Annotated in this window: 16 protein-coding genes; 5 read left to right on the forward strand and 11 right to left on the reverse strand. The window is 64.3% G+C overall.

Annotated elements, in window-relative coordinates:
- Nucleotides 1-1,225: 1,225 nt before the first annotated feature.
- Nucleotides 1,226-2,257, forward strand: a complete 1,032-nt coding sequence (locus tag ACSQ25_RS10975; protein ID WP_436105725.1) for a hypothetical protein — start codon at nt 1,226-1,228, stop codon at nt 2,255-2,257.
- Nucleotides 2,258-2,916: 659 nt separating this feature from the next.
- Here the strand turns inward: ACSQ25_RS10975 and ftsZ are convergent.
- The 9 genes from ftsZ to ACSQ25_RS11020 form a co-directional block, all read right to left on the reverse strand.
- Nucleotides 2,917-4,086 carry a cell division protein FtsZ gene (gene ftsZ, locus ACSQ25_RS10980; RefSeq protein ID WP_436108052.1) on the reverse strand — a complete coding sequence of 390 codons (1,170 nt, stop codon included), beginning with the start codon at nt 4,084-4,086 and terminating at the stop codon, nt 2,917-2,919.
- Between the two features lie 227 nt (nt 4,087-4,313).
- Nucleotides 4,314-5,066: an NADPH-dependent F420 reductase gene (locus tag ACSQ25_RS10985; protein ID WP_436105726.1), complete on the reverse strand. Its 753-nt coding sequence runs from the start codon at nt 5,064-5,066 to the stop codon at nt 4,314-4,316.
- An 18-nt stretch (nt 5,067-5,084) separates the two neighbouring features.
- Nucleotides 5,085-5,516, reverse strand: coding sequence for a MarR family winged helix-turn-helix transcriptional regulator (locus ACSQ25_RS10990; RefSeq protein WP_436105727.1), 432 nt, complete (start codon nt 5,514-5,516; stop codon nt 5,085-5,087).
- Between the two features lie 74 nt (nt 5,517-5,590).
- On the reverse strand, nt 5,591-6,325 hold the full coding sequence (locus ACSQ25_RS10995) for an ABC transporter substrate-binding protein (RefSeq protein WP_436105728.1): 735 nt from the start codon (nt 6,323-6,325) through the stop codon (nt 5,591-5,593).
- Nucleotides 6,322-8,934, reverse strand: a complete 2,613-nt coding sequence (gene acnA, locus ACSQ25_RS11000) for an aconitate hydratase AcnA (RefSeq protein WP_436105729.1) — start codon at nt 8,932-8,934, stop codon at nt 6,322-6,324. The genes ACSQ25_RS10995 and acnA overlap by 4 nt, the downstream gene beginning before the upstream one ends.
- A 63-nt stretch (nt 8,935-8,997) precedes the next feature.
- The gene (locus ACSQ25_RS11005; RefSeq protein ID WP_436105730.1) at nt 8,998-10,074 is read right to left on the reverse strand and encodes a porin; all 1,077 of its coding nucleotides are present in this window, start codon (nt 10,072-10,074) and stop codon (nt 8,998-9,000) included.
- 86 nt (nt 10,075-10,160) lie between these two features.
- A complete protein-coding gene (locus ACSQ25_RS11010; RefSeq protein ID WP_436105731.1) occupies nt 10,161-11,660 on the reverse strand; it encodes a tripartite tricarboxylate transporter permease in 1,500 nt (499 codons plus the stop codon).
- A gap of 9 nt (nt 11,661-11,669) precedes the next feature.
- Nucleotides 11,670-12,167, reverse strand: a complete 498-nt coding sequence (locus tag ACSQ25_RS11015) for a tripartite tricarboxylate transporter TctB family protein (RefSeq protein WP_436105732.1) — start codon at nt 12,165-12,167, stop codon at nt 11,670-11,672.
- Nucleotides 12,164-13,144: a tripartite tricarboxylate transporter substrate binding protein gene (locus ACSQ25_RS11020; RefSeq protein ID WP_436105733.1), complete on the reverse strand. Its 981-nt coding sequence runs from the start codon at nt 13,142-13,144 to the stop codon at nt 12,164-12,166. Before ACSQ25_RS11020 ends, ACSQ25_RS11015 begins: the two co-directional genes overlap by 4 nt.
- A 146-nt stretch (nt 13,145-13,290) precedes the next feature.
- Here ACSQ25_RS11020 and ACSQ25_RS11025 point away from each other — a divergent pair, with 146 nt between their 5' ends.
- The gene (locus tag ACSQ25_RS11025) at nt 13,291-14,619 is read left to right on the forward strand and encodes a VWA domain-containing protein (protein WP_436105734.1); all 1,329 of its coding nucleotides are present in this window, start codon (nt 13,291-13,293) and stop codon (nt 14,617-14,619) included.
- Nucleotides 14,620-14,641: 22 nt separating this feature from the next.
- Here the strand turns inward: ACSQ25_RS11025 and ACSQ25_RS11030 are convergent, their stop codons facing one another.
- Both ACSQ25_RS11030 and ACSQ25_RS11035 read right to left on the reverse strand, forming a co-directional pair.
- Entirely contained in the window at nt 14,642-15,964 is a 1,323-nt protein-coding gene (locus ACSQ25_RS11030) for a pectate lyase family protein (protein WP_436105735.1), read from the reverse strand.
- A gap of 37 nt (nt 15,965-16,001) precedes the next feature.
- A complete protein-coding gene (locus tag ACSQ25_RS11035) occupies nt 16,002-17,576 on the reverse strand; it encodes a carboxylesterase/lipase family protein (RefSeq protein ID WP_436105736.1) in 1,575 nt (524 codons plus the stop codon).
- Between the two features lie 142 nt (nt 17,577-17,718).
- Here ACSQ25_RS11035 and ACSQ25_RS11040 point away from each other — a divergent pair, with 142 nt between their 5' ends.
- From ACSQ25_RS11040 to ACSQ25_RS11050, 3 genes are all read left to right on the forward strand, one after another.
- The gene (locus tag ACSQ25_RS11040; protein ID WP_436105737.1) at nt 17,719-18,684 is read left to right on the forward strand and encodes a Bug family tripartite tricarboxylate transporter substrate binding protein; all 966 of its coding nucleotides are present in this window, start codon (nt 17,719-17,721) and stop codon (nt 18,682-18,684) included.
- 107 nt (nt 18,685-18,791) lie between these two features.
- On the forward strand, nt 18,792-20,090 hold the full coding sequence (locus ACSQ25_RS11045; RefSeq protein ID WP_436105738.1) for a glycoside hydrolase family 28 protein: 1,299 nt from the start codon (nt 18,792-18,794) through the stop codon (nt 20,088-20,090).
- A 149-nt stretch (nt 20,091-20,239) separates the two neighbouring features.
- A complete protein-coding gene (locus tag ACSQ25_RS11050; protein WP_436105739.1) occupies nt 20,240-22,861 on the forward strand; it encodes a glycoside hydrolase family 3 C-terminal domain-containing protein in 2,622 nt (873 codons plus the stop codon).
- The last annotated feature ends 39 nt before the right edge of the window (nt 22,862-22,900 follow it).

Below are 22,900 nucleotides of genomic sequence, written 5' to 3' on the forward strand. Positions count from 1 at the left end.
GATGTGATCTCGGTGAGATACAGCATGCCTCGGTAGCGTGTCCACGTCGCGACATGGCCTCGCTGCGAAAACGGCGTCAGCCACCGTGGCGGCAACGCAGGTAGCGACGCTACATAACTTTAGATTGGCTCATTGTCGATCGTGGACACCAGTTCGCCGATCCGCAAGCGGTCCGCAAACAACGCACTTATTCGAGCGAGTCGTGCCCACTGACGCCACTAGACCGGGACTATCCTTTATCCGACCTACCCAACGCCTGCTCGGCCAGCGCCTAAAGACCCGGTTGCTGCGAAGGTGTCGAATACTGCACGGTGAACCGCCCCGGGTTTTGTGCCGGCCGGTTAGTTCGACTCTGGCCGGCAGCAGATCGTCCGCGATACCATGCACGTATGACTCAACGGCGGGGGATGGTGGCCGCAGTAGGGTAAATGCGAGGTAATGCCCGTTGTTGCCGTGTCAAGGATCGATGACCTCGGCATGGTATCGTGAATGGCACTGGGCCGGGAGCGCCATTAAAATTGGTAAGTAATTCATAGGCTTACCTCAGCCATTGATCATCGAGTGGGAATGAGTGGGATTGTCTAACTAGTTGATTCTAAATTGGAACCCAAAGAGCCGTTGGTCATTCGAGTAATGATCAACGGTTTTTTTATTGTCTCGGCGGACAAGTGCGCGCATGTCCAACGACATACGCAAGCTTACCGACCGAGGCGGCCTCTACACCGACGTGCTCATCGGTGGACCTGACACTGCCTTCTCACTTGAACCCATCCGTAAATTCTTGGCTGCCCATTTGGCCGTCGTTTGCTCAACTCAGTGGCTGATGAGCACGCGATGGCGGCAACTCAAAAGCCTCGGGCGAGGTGCGGGCTAAGTCCGACTCGGACGGACTCACTCAACGGTGCTGCATCGATCTCACTAGAAATATTTCTTTTTTCCCCTAAACAACAGCCAAAACCTCTGGATACATTGGTATGGCGGGCGTTGGCCCATGAGGCAGCTTGGCCGGCGATGCTCACTCGGGCTTGACGGATACTGGAAATCACCATAGTTTCTACCTGTGCGCAAACACACAACAGTTCCGAGATGCGCTCAACTTCATCAGCACGTCGACGATTATCACCCAGCCTTTCGCTGATCCCGCAAAGAAATGAACTACCTACGTCGTTCCGTACTGATGATGCTGGGGATCCTGCCCCCAACGATGGCTATAAGCAGGGGTTTTATGTCGACCAATCTTGAAGTGACGCTATTGATCGCCGACGAGCAGGGTAATCCGATTCCACATGCGACTGTCTGGGGCTATGTCCTGCCGTCCGCCGACCCGCTTGCCTTGAACAGCGATGATCTATGGCGGATAACGTCCCGTTATCAGTCGTCGTTCGAGTTCGCAACACGGTTCCACCCGGTAGTTCCGATGCTGCGGGTGACTCCGATGGGCGATGCCGGCGGTAAGGCCAAGGCCGTCATCGACTACGAAGCGATCGAGGGTTACGGCAGGCAGCGACCGCCAGCGATGCAAGTGGGATTTACCCTGATGAAACGGGGATACTTTCCAGCCCGCATCGATTTCACGGTAAAAAGCGAGTCGCGGCTGAACGCGAGGGTCGTGCTCAGGCACGACCCGAAACAGGGGCCGGAACGCCAGCCCTACTTGCAGGAGTTCGATCGCGTCCGCTACGAACTTTCCGACACCAGCCGCAACGAGAACCTGTCCGGGTTCGCCCAGCATCGGATCGACAGCCTTCGTACAGCGCTCGAAGGCGCGGCCGCGGAGGCGATACGGGCTGGCGACAGGTCCGCCGCTGCACGCATCTACGCTCGCATGCAATATCTTCCAGTGATCCTGATGAGCAACGGAAAGGCATCGGGTTTCATGCAGGCCGACCCCTATTCGGCTTCATCCTGGGCGTATTTAACCAAGGCATACGAGCTCGACCCCGGGCACCCATACATCGCGTCCACCTACCTGTTCCGCCGCGGGGGAGATGAATTCGGCGGCCGCAACCGCGTGTCCGAGCAAGCGGACGCGGAGCGACTGCAGCAGCGCGCTGCATTCCTTGGACGACTGCGCACTCTGATGCGCAGCGACGGGCCGCAGATCTGGCCCGCGTACCACAAGCTCTACGCAACCTGGCATCGTCAGTCGCCTGACCCGGCCGATCGCGCAAAGGTACGGGCGTTGCTGGAAGAGTTGTATCGTTTCGAGCCTAAATTCCTGGAAAGAGAAGAACTGCTGGCGGACCCTGCCGGCTGACTTTTCCTTAAAAGCAATACTCCTTTATGTGTTGCTGACTAGTATCGTTGGATTGATACCTGCGCGTTCTAGCCGGGTATACATGCCGAGGGTCAGGTCTGACGTTCAGAAACGACCTCAACTACATGCCGAGATGCCGAGGGTCAGGTCTGACGTTCAGACACGACCTCAACCATGCATTCGAGCTACTGCGTGGACGGCTGCGTTATCTCAGCGCCTATGACTGATGATTAAGTACCGTCACCGCCATGACTCATGCCGAGGGTCAGGTCTGACGTTCAGACACGACCTCGACCATGCATTCGAGCGGTTGCAACGCTCTGAAAATGTTGTAGAAATTGTGAGGGCCGAGAGACGTGCATCCCGCGCTTTCCCTGCCGGACTATCAGACTCGGTTTCCCAACAGAGACGATGCCATGGCTCGCGCTTACTTATCAACCGCTTTTACGCTGGCGCAGATTGCATCTGCCTTCGGTGTATCGGCCAAGACAGTCAGCCGAGCGGTGGCCGCACAAGACAAGGTCAGGTCGGCTGAGTAAGGAAGAGGTCGTGTCCAAACGTCAGACCTGACCCCTGCCTCGGGCTGAGTAAGGAAGAGGTCGTGTCCAAACGTCAGACCTGACCCCTGCCTCTGTTTTTGTTGAGCATGCTCGCCAGCGTTACTGGGAATCCTCGCCGGAGCCCGAAGCGGACTGGCGCGACATGGGTACAGTCCGCATCCCCTGCTGGGCCGACGGCGAGCGGACTTGCGCGTGTACCGCAGTCTGACGCAGGACCGACTGTGGCTGGGCACCTGGGCGCGAAATCGACGACCGTCTCGTACCAAGCGCGAATTCGCTGGGCCGGTTCAAGCCTGTGGCGACCACTGTCACGCGCATGGCATCGCCCAGCGTGTCGTCGAAGACCGCGCCGAATTTGATGACGGCGTCTTCGTTGGTCTGTGCGCAGATCGTGTTCATGACGAGCTTGGTTTCGCGCAGTTTCAGCGTTTCCTCGGATGCGGCGATGTTGACCAGCACCCCGCGCGCGGCGCGCAGGTTCGCGCCATCGAGCAGCGGACACGCGATTGCCTCCTCGGACGCCTTGACGGCACGGTCGTCGCCGGCATGTTGGGCAGTGCCCATCATCGCCATGCCGGTCTGGCGCATCACGGTGCGGACGTCCTCGAAATCGACGTTGATCATCCCCGGCACGGTGATAATGTCCGCGATGCCGGTCACCGCCTTGCTCAACACCTCGTCGGCGGCGGCAAACGCCTGTTTTTGCGTGACATCGTCACCGAGGACTTCCTCGAGGCGGCTGTTGAGGACAATGATGAGCGAGTCGACGCATCGCGCCAGCGTCGCGATTCCTTCCTCGGCCACGCGCATGCGGCGCGGACCTTCGAATTCGAAGGGTTTCGACACCACGCCGAGCGTCAGGATGCCCAGCTCGCGCGCTACTTCGGCGACCACGGGGGCGGCGCCTGTGCCGGTGCCGCCTCCCATGCCCGCGGTAATGAATACCATGTCGGCGCCCTTGAGCGCCTCGGCGATGAGGTTGCGTTCACGGATGGCGCTTTCGCGACCGACCATCGGGTCGCTGCCGGCGCCAAGACCGCTCTCGCCAAGCTGAATGCGTTGTTCGGTATGGGTATTCGACAGGGCTTGCGCGTCCGTATTCGCGCAAATGAATTCGAAGCTGGGCGGTGCGGACGATGCCATATGGTTGACGGCGTTGCCGCCGGCGCCACCGACACCGATGATTTTGATAACCGTCTCCGGATGGGGAACTTTTGATTCGGACAAGGAAAACTCCGTTTGAAGAAATAGCAATCGGCGGCCGCGCATCGGCAGCGCACTTGCCGCGACGCGCGCCCGCTTTGCCGAGCCCATTAGACTACTTGCTGCGCCGCGCACGCGAAAGCATGTAAACGTTTCAAACGAAACCATTTGTAAGAGCCCGTGCAATCGTCGCAGAATGCGGGCAGCGCAAAAAGGCGCGGGCGCTCCATTTCAATCAGGTCGCGCCGTTTGGGCAGGCGCGAGCGTTCGGCCGCCGCCAACTGCGCTGATCCTCATGCGTTTCCCTCCATGCTTGCAGTAAGCGCACGATTTCGCATGACGATGTCCTCATGCGTCAGCTTGCCATGGCCTGCCATGAATTCCTTGATGAGGCTTTCACGGTTCGCTGGAGCGCGGTGTTTGTCGGCTGCCGCGAGTGCAGAGGCCAACTCCTCCAGCACGAGCTCGGTGCAGTAGGCAGGCGTTCCCGGTTGCTGCCGCCATGATTCGGCGAGGGGACCGGCGTCGAGCGCGTCGAAACCGGTTGCACACACCAGTCCCATGGCCGTTTCTTTTGCTCGCGCATCGTCACCTGCCACCGGGATGGCGATACGTCCGGCCGCGCCATCGGGCTGGCCTTTCTCCGCAAGCGTGTGGGACAGCACGGCGTTCCAGGCCTTGATGACGGGGCGGCCGATCCGTTCGCTCACCCATACGCTTTCAGGCTTGCCGGCCTCGATTTCGCCGATCGCGCCGTCGCGGAAGGGATAGTAGTTTGCGGTGTCGATGACCACGACCCCGGCCGGAACCTTGTCGAAGAGACCGGCCAGGGCGCTGTATGCGGCGAAGGGGAGCGACAGCACGACCACGTCGACATCCTGCACCGCTTCTTCCCGGCTGACCGCGGTGGCGCCCAGCTCACGGGCGAGGTCGCGGATCGTGTCCGGTCCCCTGGAATTGGCCAGCTTGACATCGTGGCCGCTGGCGGCCAGTTTTCCTGCCAGGGTGGCGCCGATATTGCCCGCTCCAATAATACCGATTTTCATACATGACTCCTTAAGTAATTACTCCGACGGCGGATGTGCCAGCGCCTCGAGCGTGCGGCGCAGCTCGTCCATGTCGGTTTCGGTCAGCTGGCAAACAGTCTTGATCTTGTCCGTGATGCCGCGCACCTCGGATTCCAGGGCCCGGCCACGCGGGGTGAGGTCGACCATCACGCGCCGTTCGTCGACGGGATCGCGCGTCCGGGACACCATGCCGGATGCCTCGAGACGCTTGACCAGCGGCGTGATCGTGCCGGTGTCCATGCCGAGCCGGGCGCCGAGCACCCCGACGGAGACCGGGGCACCGTCCAGCAGTTCCAGGACCACCAGGTACTGCGGGAAGGTCAGGCCCAGAGGCTCGAGGAAGGGCTTGTGCTGGCGTACCATGCGGTTCGCGGCGCCATACAGTGCGAAGGATAGTTGGGTGCCAATGTGGCGGCGGTCTTTTGTCATACGTCCTCTAGCGATCAAGTATCTAGTGTACTAGAGAATTGGTGGCGCTGCATCAGCGCATGCTATCGGCCGTGTCAGCCTGCAGCCGGCGCCACCGAGGCGCCTTCGATCTTGTGTCGTGCCAGCGCGGCGGCGACAAAGCCGCTTTCCTTCATGCGCTCGACAAACGCCGCAAGGAAGTAAGCGGCTTCCGTACCCCGGCTCCTGGGTGTCCCCATGGCCTGCTGGATCACCATGAATCGTCCGTTCAGCACGCGCATGCCTCCCAACCGCCGTGCGTCCGCTTCGAGCTGTTGCCTGACACCGGCCGCGACTTCCGCGCCTTCGGCGAGGAAGGTATCGACGACCGTGGGCGACGTCGGCGAGCGCAGGATGTGCGCATGCTGGAGGCTGCGGCTCAGGTAAAGATCGTAGGCACTGCCCTTGCCGACGACCACCCGGTTGCCCGCATCGTCGACTTGTTCCTTGCTGCGGATCGGCGACGCGTCCTTGACCAGATAGCAGCCTTCGATCAGAACGTAAGGCGCCGTGAAGGCGATATGTTCGCCCCGTAGCGGATCGATGGCGAAGAAGCCAATATCCGCCTGTTCGCCGATCACCACCTCCACGGATTTGCCGGCGGCATCCACCACCACCAGTTCCAGTTCCGCACCGAGCAATCTGGCGAACTCGGTCGCAAGGTCGACGGATACGCCGCAAGCCTTTCCGCTTGCGTCGCGGTAGGCAAGGATCGGGTTGCCCAGGTTGATCGATGCGCGCAGCGTGCCGCTTGGCGTGAAGGCGGAATGGATGGCAGGAGTCAGCTTCATGGCTTGCCTTGATCCGCGATCGTCTTCTGCAGGATGTACGGGATCACGCCGCCATGGCGCAGCAAGTCGATCTCGAGCCGGGTCTCCACCGCGGCGACGGCATCGAGCATCTCCACATTGCCGCCGGCACGGTGGACCCGCACCGGAATGCGGCAGCGCGGCTGGATAGCATCGGGCAGGGCGTCGATCTCGATGCGGTCGCCAGGGGCGAGTTGCAGCGCCACAGGCAGGCGCAGCGGCAGGATGCCCATGCCGATCAGGTTCGAACGGTGAATGCGTTCGAAGCTCAGCGCCAGTACTGCGCGCACGCCGAGCAGGCGCTGGCCCTTGGCGGCCCAGTCGCGCGACGAACCTGTGCCGTAGCGTTCGCCGGCGACCAGCACGACAGGCAGTCCCTCTTCGCGGTAGCGTTGTGCCACCTCGTAGATGGGAGCGACATCACCGCTCGGCACGTGCAGGGTATATCCGACCGGTGTCGATGGCAGCAGCAGGTTGCGCAGGGACTTGCTGTAGAAGGCCGCGCGCACCATCACCTCCCAGTTGCCGCGCCGCGAAGCAAAGACGTTCAGGTCATTGCGGTCGTCGCCCCGTCCGACCAGGAAGTCTGCGACGAAGCTGTCTGTCGGAATGGCGCTGGCCGGCGAGATGTGGTCGGTCGTGATGTCGTCGCCGAGCACCAGAAGCGGGTAGGCGGTGTAGTGCCCGAGCTGGCTGCGTTCCGACAGCGAGGCAAACGGCGGCCGGCGCAGCGCGGTCGATGCGGGATCCCACGGGAACAAGGCGGTATCCGGCACCTTCAGGCCGTGCCAGGCGGGGTTCAGGCTGGCGCGCGCAAAGGCTTGTGGAAAGTCGTCCGCATTCAGGCCCTGCCGGACCAGTTGCTCGACTTCGTCCCGGCCGGGCCACAGGTCCCGCAGGTACACCGCTTGACCGTCCGCGCCCACCTGGACAGGATCGCGGCTGAGGTCGAGTTCTGCGTTGCCGGCGAGGGCGAAGGCGATGACGAGTGGCGGGGACATCAGGAAACCGAGGTCGAGGTCGGGGTGGACCCGTCCGGGGAAATTGCGATTACCCGAGAGGACGGCGACCGGCTTGATCTCGCCGCGCGCCATGGCTCGCTGTACCGGCTTGGTCAGCGCGCCGGAGTTGCCGATGCAGGTCGTGCAGCCGTAGCCGACGATGTCGAAGCCGACGGCGGACAGGTCGTCGAGCAGTCCGGCGCGCTCGAGATAGGCGGCCGCGGCAGGCGAGCCCGGTCCGAGCGAGGTCTTGACCCAGGCCGGCACGGAGAGCCCGAGCCGGCGCGCGCGGCGCGCCAGCAGGCCGGCTGCCACCAGCAGAGCCGGATCGGAGGTATTGGTGCAACTGGTGATGGCCGCGATGACAACCGGATGGCGTGGCAGCGAGGCGCCGGCGGCGACCGGCCGGAAGCCGAGCTTGTCGAGCGCGGCTGCGGTCTCGGTATAGGCAAGCAGGTCTTGCGGGCGCTTCGGCCCGGCGACATGGATGGCTACCCGATCCAGGTCGATCTCGATCGTCCGGGTGTAGCGCGGCTCCGCCGCTGGATCGAACCAGAGGGCGTTGCGGCGGGCATAGGCTTCGACGAGGCTGCTCTGGCTGGCGGGCCGGCCGGTCTGCTCGAGGTAGTCGAGCGTGTGCTGGTCGATCGCGAAGAAACCTGTTGTGGCGCCGTATTCCGGCGCCATGTTGGCGATCACGGCGCGCTCGCCGGCGTTCAGGGTGGATACGCCGGGGCCGAAGAATTCCACGAATTCCCCCGAGACGCCGATGGCGCGCAGGCGCTGGGTGACGGTCAGCGCGAGGTCGGTCGCCAGCGCGCCGGCCTGCAGGCGACCAATCAGGCGTACGCCGATGACATCGGGCAGGCGCAGCATGGTGGGCATGCCGAACATCACCGTCTGGGCTTCCAGGCCGCCGACACCCCAGCCCAGCACGCCAATGCCGTTGATCATGGGAGTATGGCTGTCGGTACCGATCATCATATCCGGCACCACCCAGCGTTCACCACCGCGCTGTTCGGTGCTGACGACGCTTGCCAGCTGTTCCAGGTTGATCGTGTGCATGATGCCCGTGCCTGGTGGGTGGATGCGCACGCCTTGCATGACCTTGGAGGCCCAGCGCAGGAACGCATAGCGCTCGCGGTTGCGGCGCATTTCCATCTCCAGATTGCGTTCGAGCGCGTCGCGCTGCGCGAAGAATTCCACGGCCAGCGAGTGGTCGACCGAAATGTCGACCGGCAGTGCGGGATTCAGCAGGGCAGGATCCCATCCGGCCTCATCGAGCGCATCGCGCATGGCCGCGATGTCCACCAGCGCCGGCGTGCTGGTGGTGTCGTGCATCAGCACGCGCCCCGGCTGGAAGGCGATCTCCGCATCGCTCGTCCCATGCTCGAGCCATCCGAAGACCGCGTCGATACCCGCCTGGCGTTCTTCTTCAGGACTGTTACGGAGGATGTTTTCCAGCAGAAGGCGAAGTACGACCGGAAGGCGCAGCAAGCGCTGGCCGAACAGGGCAGGGAGATCGACCAGGCGGTGTGCCTGGCCATCGTGGTCGAGGTAGGCCGGCGGTAGGGCTGAAAGCTTATCCATCACTTTTCATTGAATGTATTTCTAAGAATGTCCCTACAACAAACCGGCCGCTGTCAAGCGCGATCAGAAGCGGTGCTGCATACCCACGATCACACCAGTTGCCCGGTCGGCGAAGCCGGTCACGCCGCCATCCGCCGAGCCATCGCGCGTCAGGCCCACCGGCGCACCATTCTTGGCCCTGGCGCGGGCGGCGGTCGCGTACAGGTCGGTGCGCTTGGACAGCATGTACTTCACGCGCGCCACCAGCATCAGCGGGTCGGCCGCCGCATCCAGCGGTGTGACTCCCGTCTTCACGTTCTGCCAGTAGACGGCGCCGGTCAGGCCGATGACGGGCGTGAGCTGGTAATTGGCGCCGCCCCACCAGGTGTTGGAACGTGCCTCCCTGCCTGCCGCAGTGGTCAGGTGCAGGTCGCGCACGCCCAGCTTCAGGCTGAGTTTCTCGGTGACTTCATACGCCGTGCCGAGGTGATAGGCCTCGGAGACAGTACGTCCTCCGGCTGCGTTGCGGATACCGTTATTGCGCTCGCCGGTGACGACGAAACTGAGCGGTCCCGTTTCGTACACCGCGCCGGCCGCGATCTTCCTGCCTTCGGCTTCGCTGCCTGCCACCTCGCCGGCGCCATACGACACGCCAACTTTGAGTCCGCCGAATTTCCCTTCGTATTTCACCATATTGTCGAAGGCTGTCGTCATCGCGTACTTATTGGCGCCCGTGCCATTCCCGGTTGGAACCCAGGAATAGGCAGGCGCGTAACCCATCGGATCGAAGGGGCTGACAAAGTTGTACACGGTACTGTAGGAGCGGCCCAGGATCAGCTTGCCCAGGCGTCCTTCCAGGCCCACATTGGCCTGGCGGCGGAACAGCGGCCCATCGCTGGCGCCGGTGTCCATATCGAGCTGGCCTTCCAGGTTGAAGACCGCCTTCAGGCCGCCGCCCAGGTCTTCGCTGCCGCGGAAGCCGAAGCGCGAGTTGTTGGAACCGCCGGAGGTGACGCGGGTGACACCGCCGCCGTTCGCGTTCGCATTGCTGATATGTTCGACACCCAGGTCGAGCAGACCATACACCTGCACATTCGTCTGGGCGTTCGCGAAACCACTGAGGGCAGCAGCGACCGCTGCCACAAGCATACGTTTGTTCATTGTCTTCCTTTGTTATAGATTTGATTGCGGTATGTGTCTTTTTGCCCGGCGCCTCCGCCGCGGCGCCGGGTCAGGCATTGGGAGGCTCAGTCGTCGCTGGCTCTGAAGCGGCGCAGTCCCTTGAACAGCAGCGGCGCCAGCAGCGCAAGGGCGGCGATCGCCAGCAGGCTGGCCGACACCGGGTGCTTGAAGAAGATCCAGTAATCGCCCAGGCTGACCTGCAGGGCCCGGCGGAACTGGCTTTCGGCCATCGGACCAAGAATCAGGCCGACGATCATGGGGGCGACGGGGTAATCCCAGCAGCGCATCAGGTAGCCCGTGAAGCCGAACACCACCAGCATCGTCAGTTCCGTCGTCGACGGATTGGCCGCCAGGGTGCCCATGGCGGCGAACACCAGGATGCCGGCATACAGCCAGGCTTGCGGAATCGCCAGCAGCTTGACCCACAGGCCGACGAGCGGCAGGTTCAGCACGAGCAGCATCAGGTTGCCGACCAGGAAGCTGGCGATCAAGCCCCATACCATCTCCGTGTTGGTCACAAACAGCAGGGGGCCGGGGGTCAGTCCATACTGCTGGAAGCCGGCCAGCATCATGGCCGCGGTGGCCGAGGTCGGCAGTCCCAGGGCGAGCAGCGGCACCAGGGTACCGGTTGCCGAGGCATTGTTCGCCGCTTCCGGGCCAGCCACGCCTTCGATCGCGCCCTTGCCGAACTGTTCGGGATTCCTGGCAAGCTTGCGCTCGAGGGTGTACGACAGCAGGGTCGGCACCTCGGCGCCACCCGCAGGCAGGGCCCCGATCGGGAAGCCGAGCATGGTTCCACGCAGCCAGGGTTTCCACGACAGTTTCCAGTCATCGAGCGACATCCACAGCGAGCCACGCAGTCGTTCGACCTTTTCCGCCACCCCGGTGAAGCGCGATGCGACGTACAGCGCTTCGCCCATCGCGAACAGGCCGACCGCCAGGGTAGTGATCGAGATCCCGTCCATCAGCGTCGGGATCTCGAAGGTGAGGCGGGCCTGGCCGGTCAGCTTGTCGATGCCGACCAGGCCGAGGAACAGTCCGAGCGTCAGGCTGGTGAGGCCGCGCAGGACCGAACTGCCGAAGGTGGCGGACACGGTGACGAAGGCGACCACCATCAGCGCCAGGTAATCCCATGGACCGAACTGGACGGCCAGGTCGACGATCCACGGCGCCAGCAGCGAAAGGGCGACGGTGGCGATCGAACCCGCCACGAAGGAGCCGATCGCGGCCGTGGCCAGGGCCGGTCCGGCGCGCCCGGCCAGCGCCATCTTGTGGCCCTCGATGGCGGTGGCGATCGAGGCCGCCTCGCCAGGCGTGTTGATCAGGATAGCCGTCGTCGAGCTACCGTACATGCCGCCAAAATAGATGCCGGCGAACATGATGATCGACCCGGTGGGATCCAGCTTGAAGGTGACCGGCAGCAGCAGGGCAACCGTCAGCGAGGGGCTGATGCCGGGCAGGATGCCGACCAGGGTGCCGAGCAGGACACCGATCCCGGCAAACAGCAGGTTTCCCGGCTGAAGCGCGACCCAGATGCCGTCAGCAAGGAGTGCAAGCGTTTCCATCGAATCTCCTTAGCCGATGAGCTGTTCAAACGGTCCCATCGGCAAGGACAGGGAAAGCGCTTTGGTGAAGAACACGTACACCAGGGTGCTCAGGATCAGGCCATACACCGGTCCCCACGAGCGCAGCGAGCGGCCGAAGCCGCAGGCGGTGGCGGTGAACAGGACGGTGGACGACAGGATGAAGCCCGCGCCCAGCGACAGCATTGCGATCTGGAGCACCAGGCCGCCGAGTACCCAGGCCAGCGACACCCGGTTGACCTTGTCGGCGGTCGTGCGAAGGGCGCTGCGCCTGGCCAGGCGGGCCGCCTGGACCAGGTGTGCGATGCCGAGCCCGGCCAGCAGCAGCGCGATCAGCTTCATCGCCGCCGAGGGGCCGACACCCGGCCCGACCCCGGAGGCGACCCGGAAGGCGTCGAACAGGGTCAGCGCACCGAGCATCAGCAAGGCGATGCCGACGATCAAGGGCGATCGCGAGGCCGGCACCGTATGGTTGATGCTTTGCGTCATTTTGCCAGGCCGATCGAGACGAGGATGTCCTTCACGCGCGCCTGGTCGGCCTTCATGAATGCTGCGAACTGGTCGGAGGGCAGGTAGGCGGAATCCCAGCCGCGCGCCTTGAGGATTTTTGCCCATTCAGGCGATTTGACGGTCTTGTCGATCGCGGCCGAGAGGGCGGCGCGCTGCTGCGCCGTGATGCCGGGAGCGGCGACGATGCCGCGCCAGTTCACCAGCTCGGCGTCGAGTCCCTGTTCTTTCAAGGTCGGCACGTTGATGCCGGCCATGCGTTGGTCGGAGGAGATCGCCAGCGCACGCAGCTTGCCTGCCTTGATCATGCTTTCGAACTCGTTGTAGCCGGAAATGCCAGCGGTCACGCGTCCGCCCAGCATCTCTGCCAGCGCTTCACCGCCGCCGGAGAAGGGAACGTAGTTCAGTTTGCGCACGTCGCCGCCGGCGGTCTTGGCGACCAGTCCGGCCAGGATGTGGTCCGCGCCGCCGGCCGAGCCGCCGGCCCACACCACCTTGGCGGTGTCCGCCTTGATGGCGGCAGCCAGGTCCTTGAGCGTCTTGTGCGGAGAGTTGGCCGGGACCACGATGACCAGCGGGTCGGCCGTCAGGCGGGCGATCGGGGTGACGCTGTCCAGGCTGACCGGCGACTTGTTGGTCAGTACGGCGCCCAGCATGGTGATCCCCATCGTCATCATCTGCTTGCCATCGCCTTTGGCGCCGTTGACGAACTGCGCGAGACCGACGGTGCCGCCGGCACCCGGGACGTTGATGACCTGGACGCTCTTGGCCGCGCCGGCGGAGACCATCACCTGCTGCAGCGAGCGCGAGGCGGCGTCCCAGCCGCCGCCCGGCGCCGCCGGCGCGAGGATTTTCAGTTCCAGGGGTTCCTGCGCCATGACCGGCGCAGTGCTTGCGAGTACGGTGCCGAATGCGAAGCTGCGCGCGGCAAGGGATAACCATCGGGTGGTGTTGTTCATACTGTCTCCGTTGTTGTCGTCGTTAAGAACTGCTTTTTTGTAAATATACGTACTGCAAGCTTTCAGTTTGCTTTCATCGCAACAGCCGCCCGGAATTGTCGAGTTATGATGGCGGCTGCGCAGCGGACTGACAGGAGAGAAGGCATATGCAAGAACTTTCGAGAGGCGCGCGGCTGGCGCTCGCCCAGGACCTGACGCACAGCGAGCTTAGGGTCAGTCTGGCGATCCAGGGCCTGGCCCTCGATTTCGCCTGCTTCGCGACCGATGCCGCCGGCAAGCTGGTCGATGACCGTTACATGACTTTCTTCAACCAGCCCGCGACGCCCTGCGGCGGCGTTGGGCTGACGCGGCAGGGGGACGTGGTCAATGGTTTTGTCTTCCGCCTCGCCGTGCTGCCGCCGAAGGTCGAGCGGGTCGTCATCACCGCCAGTATCGATGGCGGCGGCGTCCTGTCTCAGCTGGCCCATGGCCTGGTGGGGCTGCATGGCGCGGGAACGGAATTCGCGCGCTTCTCCTTCACCGGCCAGGACTTCGCGCAGGAGCAGGCGGTCATGCTCGGCGAGTTCTATCGCCGGGATGGCGGATGGCGCTTCATGGCGGTCGGACAGGGTTTCAACGGCGGGCTGCCCGCGCTGGTGCGCCATTTCGGCGCCGATGTCGCGCACGATGCCACACCCGCGCCCGCGGCGCCCAGCATCAGCTTGGAGAAGCGCGTGGAAGCCAAGGCGCCGCAACTGGTCAGCCTGGTGAAATCGGCGGGCGTCTCGCTGGCCAAGGCCGGGCTGCAGGGGCACCGTGCCAGGGTCTGCCTCGTGCTCGACATCTCGGGCTCGATGAGCGCTCTGTATCGCAAAGGCCTGGTACAGAGCTTCGCCGAGCGCATCCTGGCGCTGGGCTGCCGCTTCGATAACGATGGTGACATCGACGTGTTCCTGTTCGGCAGGAACGTGCATCAGACCGAGCCGATGGGGCTGTCGAACTGGACGGGCTACGTCGAGAAGATCATCGAAAGGCACCCGCTCGAGGGTGACACCCGCTACGGCGCGGCCATGGCGGCCGTACGCCGCTACTATTTCCCGGACGCCGCCGGCGGTGAACGGAAGTCGCCGCATGCCGCGGCGGTCCCGGTCTACGTCATGTTCGTGACCGACGGCAGCACTTCCGACCAGCCCATGACCGAACGCCAGCTGCGCTGGTCGAGCCGCGAACCCATCTTCTGGCAGTTCATGGGAATCGGAAAAGGGAAGAAGTCGAAGAGCAAGCGCCTGAGCGACTTCGCCGATTCCGACTTCCCCTTCCTGGAAAAGCTCGACGAGCTGAGTGGGCGCCTGATCGACAACGCCGACTTCTTCTCGGTAGCGAGTCCCGACGAACACTCGGATTCGACACTGTACGACCTCTTGATGACGGAATATCCGGCGTGGATCGGACAGGCGCGCCGGCATGGCCTGCTTTTGCAGGACGCGGCGCCTTGACCCGGTCTACGGCCGGCCCCCGTCAGCGAAACAGCGAATCCCACCCCGCCTTGGGCGACATGTCCGCCAGGTTCCACTCGGCCGGCTCGAAGGCGCGGCGGGTCGGCGCATAGGCCGGGTAGCCGCTCGATTGCGCTTCCGAATCGACGATGCGGCCGCGCCCTTCGACCACGTCGGAGATGATCTTGAAGTCGATCGGATCGCGCGCCCACGGCCGCATGCCCGCACTCATGTAGATGGCGGTTTCCAGCCGTGCGCTAGGTACCGGCTTGAGATCGGGGGGCAGGTAGGGCGTCTCGGCCTTGACGATGCGTGCGCCGGACACGGTATAGCTGCCGGTCTGCGGCAAGGGCTTGCCGTTGGCATCGACGGCCACGTTGTCGCGCACATACAGGCGGACGTCGCCCGCACCGCCAAGGCTGAAGAGCGGCACGCCCGGCAGCGAATCGGCACCGCCGCGCACCACATTGCCCACCAGCGTCACGATGCCGGGCTGCGGGGGATGCGCGCCCCATTCGTGCGATACCAGGTTGTAGTGAACCGCCTTGGCGCCGAAATCATGAATCAGGTTGTTCACGACGGCGACGTGGGCGCCACCCTTGACGAGCGGATTGCGCTCGTAGTTGGCGTTGTACAGATTGCCGAAGATGAGCACCCGGTTGGCGTTATCGTGGACCAGCATGCCTTTCGAATGCTCGCCTTTCTTGTGCGTCGAGTCACGCAGCCCTTCGGCCACGATGTTGTGGCTGAAGGTGATGCGACGCGACGTCGCCTGGCGCCATTCCTCGGCCGTCGCGCCCATGAAGCGCGGACCGGAGGCCGACAGGTTTTCGTCCGTGGCCCAACTGAAGCTGCAATGGTCGATGATGACGTTGTCCGCCGCACTGGTGGACAGTCCGTCGGCTTCCCAGCCGCTCTTCTTCGCGTGTCCGAATTCGCCCGGCCGCACCGCGATGTGCTGCACGATCACGTCGTGCGTGGCGACCGAGAATTCGCCGCGGATGAAGCTAATGCCGGGATTGGGCGCGGTCTGGCCCGCGATGGTCAGGTAGGGTTCGCGGATGCGGATGGCCGCACCCTGCAGGTCGATCACCCCGCCCACTTCGAACACCACGATGCGCGGACCGGTCTCCATCACTGCGGCGGCGAACGAGCCTTCACCGGAGGCGTTCAGGTTCGTCACCCGGACGATCTTGCCGCCCGCACCGCCCTTCGTATCCGCCCAGCCTTTGACGTCGATGCCCGCGCGCGACATCTCTGACAATCCGGTGAAGGGCTCGGCCGCGGCGGCGTGCAGGCTCAGGCACACCATCGTCAGCATCGCTACGCGCATGGAAAATTGCATTCAAAGTCTCCCTTTTTTGATTTTTATGATGAAGCTGTCAGGTTCCGGGCTGGATGTACGGCACCTTGGCGAACAGCCGCCGTTCGGCGCCGCGCGGGTCGTCCTCCATGCGCGCCGGGACATCGAAGATCATGGTCTGGCGGCGCGTCAGCTCATAGGGCTCCCAGCGCGGAAGCTGCCTGGCGCCTGGCGCGCCTGTCTTGGCAAAGGCGATGAAGGCCTCGCTCATCATGTCGGCCATGGTTTGCGCCTGCGGGCCGATCGCCGTGGCCCCGGGCTTGGCGATATTGTCGAATACCAGCTGGATGTCGGAGGCATGCGGCGCACCGAACTTGCCGCCATCTTTCGGCGTCGCCCAGTTCAGCTGGTAGACGAAGGCCGGGCTGCCGGCCCTGGCGCGCTCTTCGGCTTCGATGATGGCGCCTCGCCAGGAGCGCGACGCGGTGGTGATCTTGAAGAGCAGATCGCTCGGCGACAGGCTCGGGTACAGCTGGCGGTAGGCCGCGATCACCGCCTCGGGCTGGATGTCGACGCGCATGTTCGGCACCAGCTTTGCCGGTAGCTGCTCCCAGGTCAGGGTGAAGTTGGCGGGATCGCCGCCCAGGAAGGCGCGCGTTTCATCGTGCGTGTTCCCGATCATCATCGGAATGTGGGCGGACTGGCCTGGTGCGTCGGGGTAGAAGGGGTGGCGCAGCAGGTTGCGCTCGTCCAGCACCGGCGCGAAGGAGACCCCGCCGAAGGGCAGCACGGGGTCGCGCGTACCCAGGACCTCGACAATGCGTTGATAGGCCATGCTGCGGATCTCTCCGACCCGCTCAGGCGGCAGCTTCAGGGCGTCCAGGATGGCCCGGGCGCGCAGGGTGGCGTTCAGCGGGCCGCTGGCCGTGACCTGCTGGCCGCTCATGGTGGCGGCGCGATGAAACAGGCCGGCGGCGAGCGGCATGGCCATCAGGGTGGCGATCTTGGCGCCGCCACCGGACTGGCCGAACACGGTCACGTTGTCCGGATCGCCACCGAATTCCGCGATGTTGTCGCGCACCCAGCGCAGCGCCAGGATCAGGTCGAGCTGGCCGGCATTGCCCGAGTCGCCGAATTCGCCGCCGTGGCGGGCCAGGTACAAATAGCCGAAGGCGTTCAGGCGATGATTGACCGTCACCACGACGACGTCGCCGCGCCGGCACAGGCGGACCCCATCGTACAGCGGGCTCGAACCCGAACCGTTGTTGTAGGCGCCGCCGTGGATGTAGAACATGACCGGGCGCTTGGCGCGGTCGCGCAGGCCGGGGGTGTAGACGTTCAGGAACAGGCAATCTTCGCTGACCGCGTCTTCGCGACTGGACTGGGGGCTCGAAGGGCCGTGCTCGAGGGCGTCGCGCACCCCGCCCCAGGCTTGTGGCGCCACCGGCGCCATGAAGCGACTTGCAGCGGTATCGGCGCCATAGCGCACGCCCTTGAATACCTTGATCCCGTCGTCGAGGTAGCCGCGGATGCGCCCGTGGCGGGTCGCCGCGACCGGCGACTGTCCTGTCGCGGCATAGGCGCTCACACCCAGCATGCCGGAGGCGGCCAGGATGGACTGCTGCAGGAAGGCACGGCGTGTCGATTCAGTCATGTAAGCCTGGCGTAACGGTGTTGGTAGCATATCCTAGCCGCGGCGCCGCCCGGGCTGTCTTCTTCATGTGATCAATGTAGTGAGTGTTTTCAACCCGGCGCCAGAGGTATGGTTTAATCATCCGAACTTGAGGAGACAGAACATGAAAGCCAAGCGACTCTTGCTGGGACTGTGCGTGGGCATGTCGGTCGTGCTGGGCGTGCAGGCCGCCTACCCGGAGCGGCCGATCACCATCGTCGTGCCTTTCCCGGCAGGCGGGTCGACCGACGCGATCGCCCGCGCCGTCGGCGCGAAAATGAGCGCGCGCCTCGGACAGCCCGTGATCGTCGACAACCGCCCGGGCGCGACCGGCGCCATCGGGGCCGGAATGGTCAAGCGCGCCGCGCCGGACGGCTATACCGTGCTGGCCGCCTCGATCGGCGTGTATGCCATGAACCAGTGGCTGCAGAAGAAGCTGCCCTATGACCCGTCCAGGGATTTCGATCTGCTGACGGTGGCGGTGCAGGCCCCGAACGTCCTGGTCGTGCATCCAGCGCTGCCCGTCAATACGGTGCCGGAGCTGATCGCGCACCTGAAGAAGCATCCGGGCAAGCTGGCCTTTGCTTCGTCCGGCAACGGCAGTTCCGACCACCTGACGGCCGAACTGTTCTGGCAAAAGAGCGGCACCAGCGGCCTGCACGTGCCCTACAAGGGCGGCGGGCCCGCCATCACCGACCTGCTGGGTGGCCAGACTTCCGCCTCCTTCGTCAACGTTAATACCGCGCTGCCCCACATCCGGTCCGGCAGGCTGAAGGCGCTCGCCGTCACCAGCGAGCGCCGATCCGTGGTCCTGCCCAAGGTGCCGACCCTGGGCGAGACCGGCGTGCCCGGCGTCGAGGTCTATTCGTGGCAGGCCTTCGCCGCGCCGAAAGGCTTGCCGAAAGACGTGAAAGCGAAGCTGCACGGCGCGATCGTCGCCGCCCTGAAGGAGCCCGAGGTCAGCGGCAAGCTGCTCGAGCAGGGATTCGACATCGTGGCCAATTCGCCCGAACAGTTCAAGGCTTTCCAGGCACTGGAGCAGGCGCGCTGGGGCAAGGTCATCGTAGACGGCAAGATCACCGCGGATTAGGGCCCAAAACAATCAAGAATGTGATTTTCCTTCCCGCGGCCAGGGATTGCTGCGCGGTTTTCGTCTATACCTATAATCATTCGCGAACTCTAGCCCAGGAAACCAGCATGCCAAACCGATTTTTCCTCCGCCGCGCCATCACGCTGTCGATGCTGACGGCCCCCCTCTGGGGGCGCCCGTCGCAGGCGCTGGCGGCCGGGCCGAATCAATTCGTCATCACGCATTTCGGCGCCGTCGCCGATGGCGTCACGGTCAATACCGCGGCCATCCAGAAGACCATCGAGCACGCGGCCGCCCAGGGTGGCGGCACCGTGGTCGTGCCGGCCGGGGTGTTCGTCAGCGGCGCGCTGTTCCTGAAACCGAAGGTCAACCTGCACCTGGAGCAGGGCGCCGTCTTGCGCTGCTCGACGGACCTGAAGCACTTCCCGGCGGGCCGCACCCGCATCGAAGGCCACTTCGCCGAGAACTTCAATCCGGCCCTGATCAATGCCAATGGCTGCGACGGCTTGAAAATCAGCGGCGCAGGCACCCTCGACGGCGCCGGACGGCCGATCTGGGACCTGTTCTGGAAGCTGCGCAATGCCGCGCCCGACCCCCACAATTTCAAGAACATCGGCATCCCGCGTGCGCGGCTGGCGCTGATCGAGCGCTCGCGCGACGTCACGATCGAGGGCGTCACCTTCAAGGACTCGCAATTCTGGAACCTGCACCTGTACCGCTGCCAGCAGGTCACGGTGCGCAATGCCCGCTTCCAGGTTCCCGACGACTACCACCAGGCCCCCAGCAGCGACGGCATCGACCTGGACAGCTGCCAGAACGTGCTGGTCGAAGGCTGCTATTTCTCGGTGACGGACGACTGCATCGCCGCCAAAGGGTCGAAGGGGCCGCGCGCCATGGAGGACAAGGACAGTCCGCCGGTGATCGGCATACGGGTACGCAATTGCGAGTTCAAGCGCGGCCACCACATGCTGGCTCTCGGCAGCGAAGCGACCCTGGTGCGCGACGTCCTCATCGAGGACTGCAGGGTGACCGGCAAGGTGGACAGCCTGGCCGTGTTCAAGCTGCGGCCCGATACGCCGCAGCACTACGAGAACATCCATTTCAGGAACATCAGCGTCGATTCTTCCGGCGGCCAGATCGTGACGATCCAGCCCTGGACGCAGTACTTCGACCTGAAGGGCGCGCCGCCGCCGCAATCGATCGTGCGCAACATCAGCCTGGTCGGCATCCGCGGACGCCTGAAGGCCTTCGGCACGATCAAGCCGAACCCCGGCCAGACCACGATCAGCGACATCCTGCTGAAGGACTTCGACGTCAGGCTGGACCGGGAGAAGCTCGACACGGCGGACGTCGCCAACCTGCGGCTGGAGAACGTGGTCGTCAACGGCAAGCAGGTGAAGGCCTGAATTCTCAGGCGTTCGCGGACTTCGCCACATCAAATTCACCAAGGCCCATATCAATTTCCCGTAAATGGACGGGCGCCTGTTCTTGGCTCTGAACGGCTCTGCTAGCATCTCGCCGAACTGAACGCCAGCCAAGAACAGGAGACAAGACGATGAGCTTCCACCCCAGCGGCGCACGGCGCCGCACCCTTGCCTACGGGCTCGCGACCTTGGCAGTATCGGCACAGGCAGAGGCCCCCGCGTCCGCCGAGCAGCGCGCCGCCAGGCTGGTGTCGCAGATGACATTGGAAGAGAAGGCGGCACAGATCCAGCACCGCGCGCCCGCGATCGCGCGCCTGGGCATCCCCGGCTATAACTACTGGAACGAGGGCCTGCACGGGGTGGCGCGCGCCGGTGAGGCCACGGTGTTCCCGCAGGCGATCGGCATGGCGGCCACCTGGAACCCCCGCCTGATCCGCGAGATCGCGGATACCACCGCAACTGAATTCCGCGCAAAATACCTGTCGAAGCGCCGGCCGGACGGCAGCATCGCCGGGGGGCCGGGCCTCACTGTGTGGTCGCCCAACGTCAACATCTTCCGCGACCCGCGCTGGGGACGGGGGCAGGAGACCTGGGGCGAGGATCCCTACCTGACCGCGCACATGGGGGCTGCCTTCATCCGCGGCCTCCAGGGCGACAATCCCGATTATCCCAAGACCGTCGCGACGGTCAAACACTACGCGGTGCACAGCGGCCCGGAGCCGGAGCGCCACCAATTCAACGTCAATCCATCGCAGCACGATGTGGTCGACACCTACCTGCCGGCCTTTTACACCGCAGTGACCGAGGCCAAGGCCCAGGCGGTGATGTGCGCCTATAACGCGGTCGACGGGATTCCGGCATGCGCCAACGAGAACTACTTGCGTGACATCCTGCGCAAGGACTGGAAATTCGACGGCCACGTCGTCTCTGACTGCGCCGCAATCGCCGACATCCACATGTCGAACAAGCACGGCTACGTCAAGACGCCCGAAGAAGCCGCGGCCATCTCGATCAAGGCCGGCACCGACCTGTTTTGCTCGTCGGGCGCGAAGGACACGGCAGATCCGGCGGTGACCGTCAATGCGGTGAGGCAGGGCCTGGTCTCGGAGGCCCAGCTGGACGAAGCGGTGCGGCGTCTGATGGTGGCGCGCGTGCGCCTTGGCCTGCTGGACGCGCCGGGCCAGGGGCCATTTTCTGCGATCACCGCGAAAGACTTCGACACGCCGGAGCACCGCGCGCTGTCGACCAGGGCGGCGCGTGAATCGATGGTCTTGTTGAAAAACGATGGCCTGCTGCCGTTCAAGACAGCGCCGGGCCGCATCGTCGTCATCGGACCGAACGCGAACAGCGTCGATGCGCTGGTGGGTAATTACAACGGCACGCCGTCTCAGCCAATCACCGTGTATGCCGGCATCAAGGCCCGCTTCGCTAACTCGCAGGTCAGCTTCGTCGAAGGCACCGGCTGGGTCGGCCCGCCGCTGGAAGATGTTCCGGACGCGGCACTGTGCCTGGACGCCGCCTGCACCCAGCCGGGATTGCAGGCCGAGGAATTCAAGGGCATCAAGGTGGCCGGTACGCCGGTCGCGCTGCGAAAGGAAACCAATGCCCGGGTGGCCTGGGGCACACCGACGCGCGTGGAACGTTCCTCTGCCATGCGTTGGACCGGCTACATCCGTCCGACCGATAGCGGCGCCTTCAACTTCCGCTACTCCGGCGAAAGCGGTTACCGCATCTGGGTCGACGACAAGCTGGTCGCGGATGTCTGGGACATCGCCTGGCCGACCTCGGACACCGATGTCCAGCTGACTGCGGGCCAGGTCTACAAAGTCAGGGTCGAGGCGATGCAGAAGGGCACCCGCGGTGACCATCGCCTGCAGTGGAGCCCCCCTGGTTCCAGCGACGCGCTCGCACTGAAGGCGGCGCAGGATGCCGACGTGCTGGTCTTCGTGGCCGGCCTGACGGCCCGCTTCGAAGGCGAGGCGATGAGCGTCAAGGCGCCAGGCTTCAACGGCGGCGACCGCACTACGCTTGACCTGCCGGGGCCGCAGCAAAAGCTCCTGGAGCGCCTGCATGCGACCGGCAAGCCTGTGGTGCTGGTGCTGATGAACGGCAGTGCGATGAGCGTGAACTGGGCCGACGCCAGGCTGCCGGCCATCGTCGAAGCCTGGTATCCGGGCGGCGAGGGCGGCCAGGCGGTGGCCGAACTGCTGGCCGGCGACTACAGCCCGGCGGGTCGCCTGCCGGTCACCTTCTACAAGTCGGCCGACCAGTTGCCGCCGTTCGCCGATTACAGCATGAAGGGGCGCACCTACCGTTACTTCAGCGGCGAGCCGCTGTACCCCTTCGGCTATGGCCTGAGCTACACCTCCTTCAGCTACGGCAAGCCGAAACTGAACAAGACCAGGTTCAAAGCGGGCGAGCCGGTCGAGCTGACGGTCGACGTGCGCAACAGCGGAAGCCGGGACAGCGACGAAGTGGTGCAGCTGTACGTGTCGCGCAAGGGCGATGGCGCCCCGATTCGTTCGCTCAAGCACTTCCAGCGCGTGCACCTGAAGGCCGGCGAGACCCGCAAGTTGAGCTTCAGGCTCGATGCCCAGGCGCTGAGCATTGTTGACGCCAGTGGCACGCGGATTGTGCCGCCAGGCGCGGCGGATATCTGGATCGGCGGCGGCCAGCCGGGCGGCGCGAAACCATCGGCTGGTGCTGCGGCCAGGGTGAGGGTCAGCGGGCGGCAAGTACTGAAGCCGTTCTAGCGAATGAAAAAACCGCCTTTCGGCGGTTTTTTCATGTCG

The sequence above is a fragment of the Massilia sp. LjRoot122 genome (assembly GCF_964252725.1).
Classification (GTDB): Bacteria; Pseudomonadota; Gammaproteobacteria; order Burkholderiales; family Burkholderiaceae_D; genus Telluria.

What these genes read in the sequence shown, in the direction of transcription:
- ACSQ25_RS11005 (WP_436105730.1), bottom strand. Translation starts at nt 10,074, where the DNA reads ATGAACAAACGTATGCTTGTGGCAGCGGTCGCTGCTGCCCTCAGTGGT.
- ACSQ25_RS10975 (WP_436105725.1), top strand. Translation starts at nt 1,226, where the DNA reads ATGTCGACCAATCTTGAAGTGACGCTATTGATCGCCGACGAGCAGGGT.
- acnA (WP_436105729.1), bottom strand. Translation starts at nt 8,934, where the DNA reads ATGGATAAGCTTTCAGCCCTACCGCCGGCCTACCTCGACCACGATGGC.
- ACSQ25_RS11010 (WP_436105731.1), bottom strand. Translation starts at nt 11,660, where the DNA reads ATGGAAACGCTTGCACTCCTTGCTGACGGCATCTGGGTCGCGCTTCAG.
- ACSQ25_RS11035 (WP_436105736.1), bottom strand. Translation starts at nt 17,576, where the DNA reads ATGACTGAATCGACACGCCGTGCCTTCCTGCAGCAGTCCATCCTGGCC.
- ACSQ25_RS10995 (WP_436105728.1), bottom strand. Translation starts at nt 6,325, where the DNA reads ATGAAGCTGACTCCTGCCATCCATTCCGCCTTCACGCCAAGCGGCACG.
- ACSQ25_RS11025 (WP_436105734.1), top strand. Translation starts at nt 13,291, where the DNA reads ATGCAAGAACTTTCGAGAGGCGCGCGGCTGGCGCTCGCCCAGGACCTG.
- ACSQ25_RS11020 (WP_436105733.1), bottom strand. Translation starts at nt 13,144, where the DNA reads ATGAACAACACCACCCGATGGTTATCCCTTGCCGCGCGCAGCTTCGCA.
- ftsZ (WP_436108052.1), bottom strand. Translation starts at nt 4,086, where the DNA reads ATGCGCGGCCGCCGATTGCTATTTCTTCAAACGGAGTTTTCCTTGTCC.
- ACSQ25_RS11040 (WP_436105737.1), top strand. Translation starts at nt 17,719, where the DNA reads ATGAAAGCCAAGCGACTCTTGCTGGGACTGTGCGTGGGCATGTCGGTC.
- ACSQ25_RS11030 (WP_436105735.1), bottom strand. Translation starts at nt 15,964, where the DNA reads ATGCAATTTTCCATGCGCGTAGCGATGCTGACGATGGTGTGCCTGAGC.
- ACSQ25_RS11015 (WP_436105732.1), bottom strand. Translation starts at nt 12,167, where the DNA reads ATGACGCAAAGCATCAACCATACGGTGCCGGCCTCGCGATCGCCCTTG.
- ACSQ25_RS11045 (WP_436105738.1), top strand. Translation starts at nt 18,792, where the DNA reads ATGCCAAACCGATTTTTCCTCCGCCGCGCCATCACGCTGTCGATGCTG.
- ACSQ25_RS11050 (WP_436105739.1), top strand. Translation starts at nt 20,240, where the DNA reads ATGAGCTTCCACCCCAGCGGCGCACGGCGCCGCACCCTTGCCTACGGG.
- ACSQ25_RS10990 (WP_436105727.1), bottom strand. Translation starts at nt 5,516, where the DNA reads ATGACAAAAGACCGCCGCCACATTGGCACCCAACTATCCTTCGCACTG.
- ACSQ25_RS10985 (WP_436105726.1), bottom strand. Translation starts at nt 5,066, where the DNA reads ATGAAAATCGGTATTATTGGAGCGGGCAATATCGGCGCCACCCTGGCA.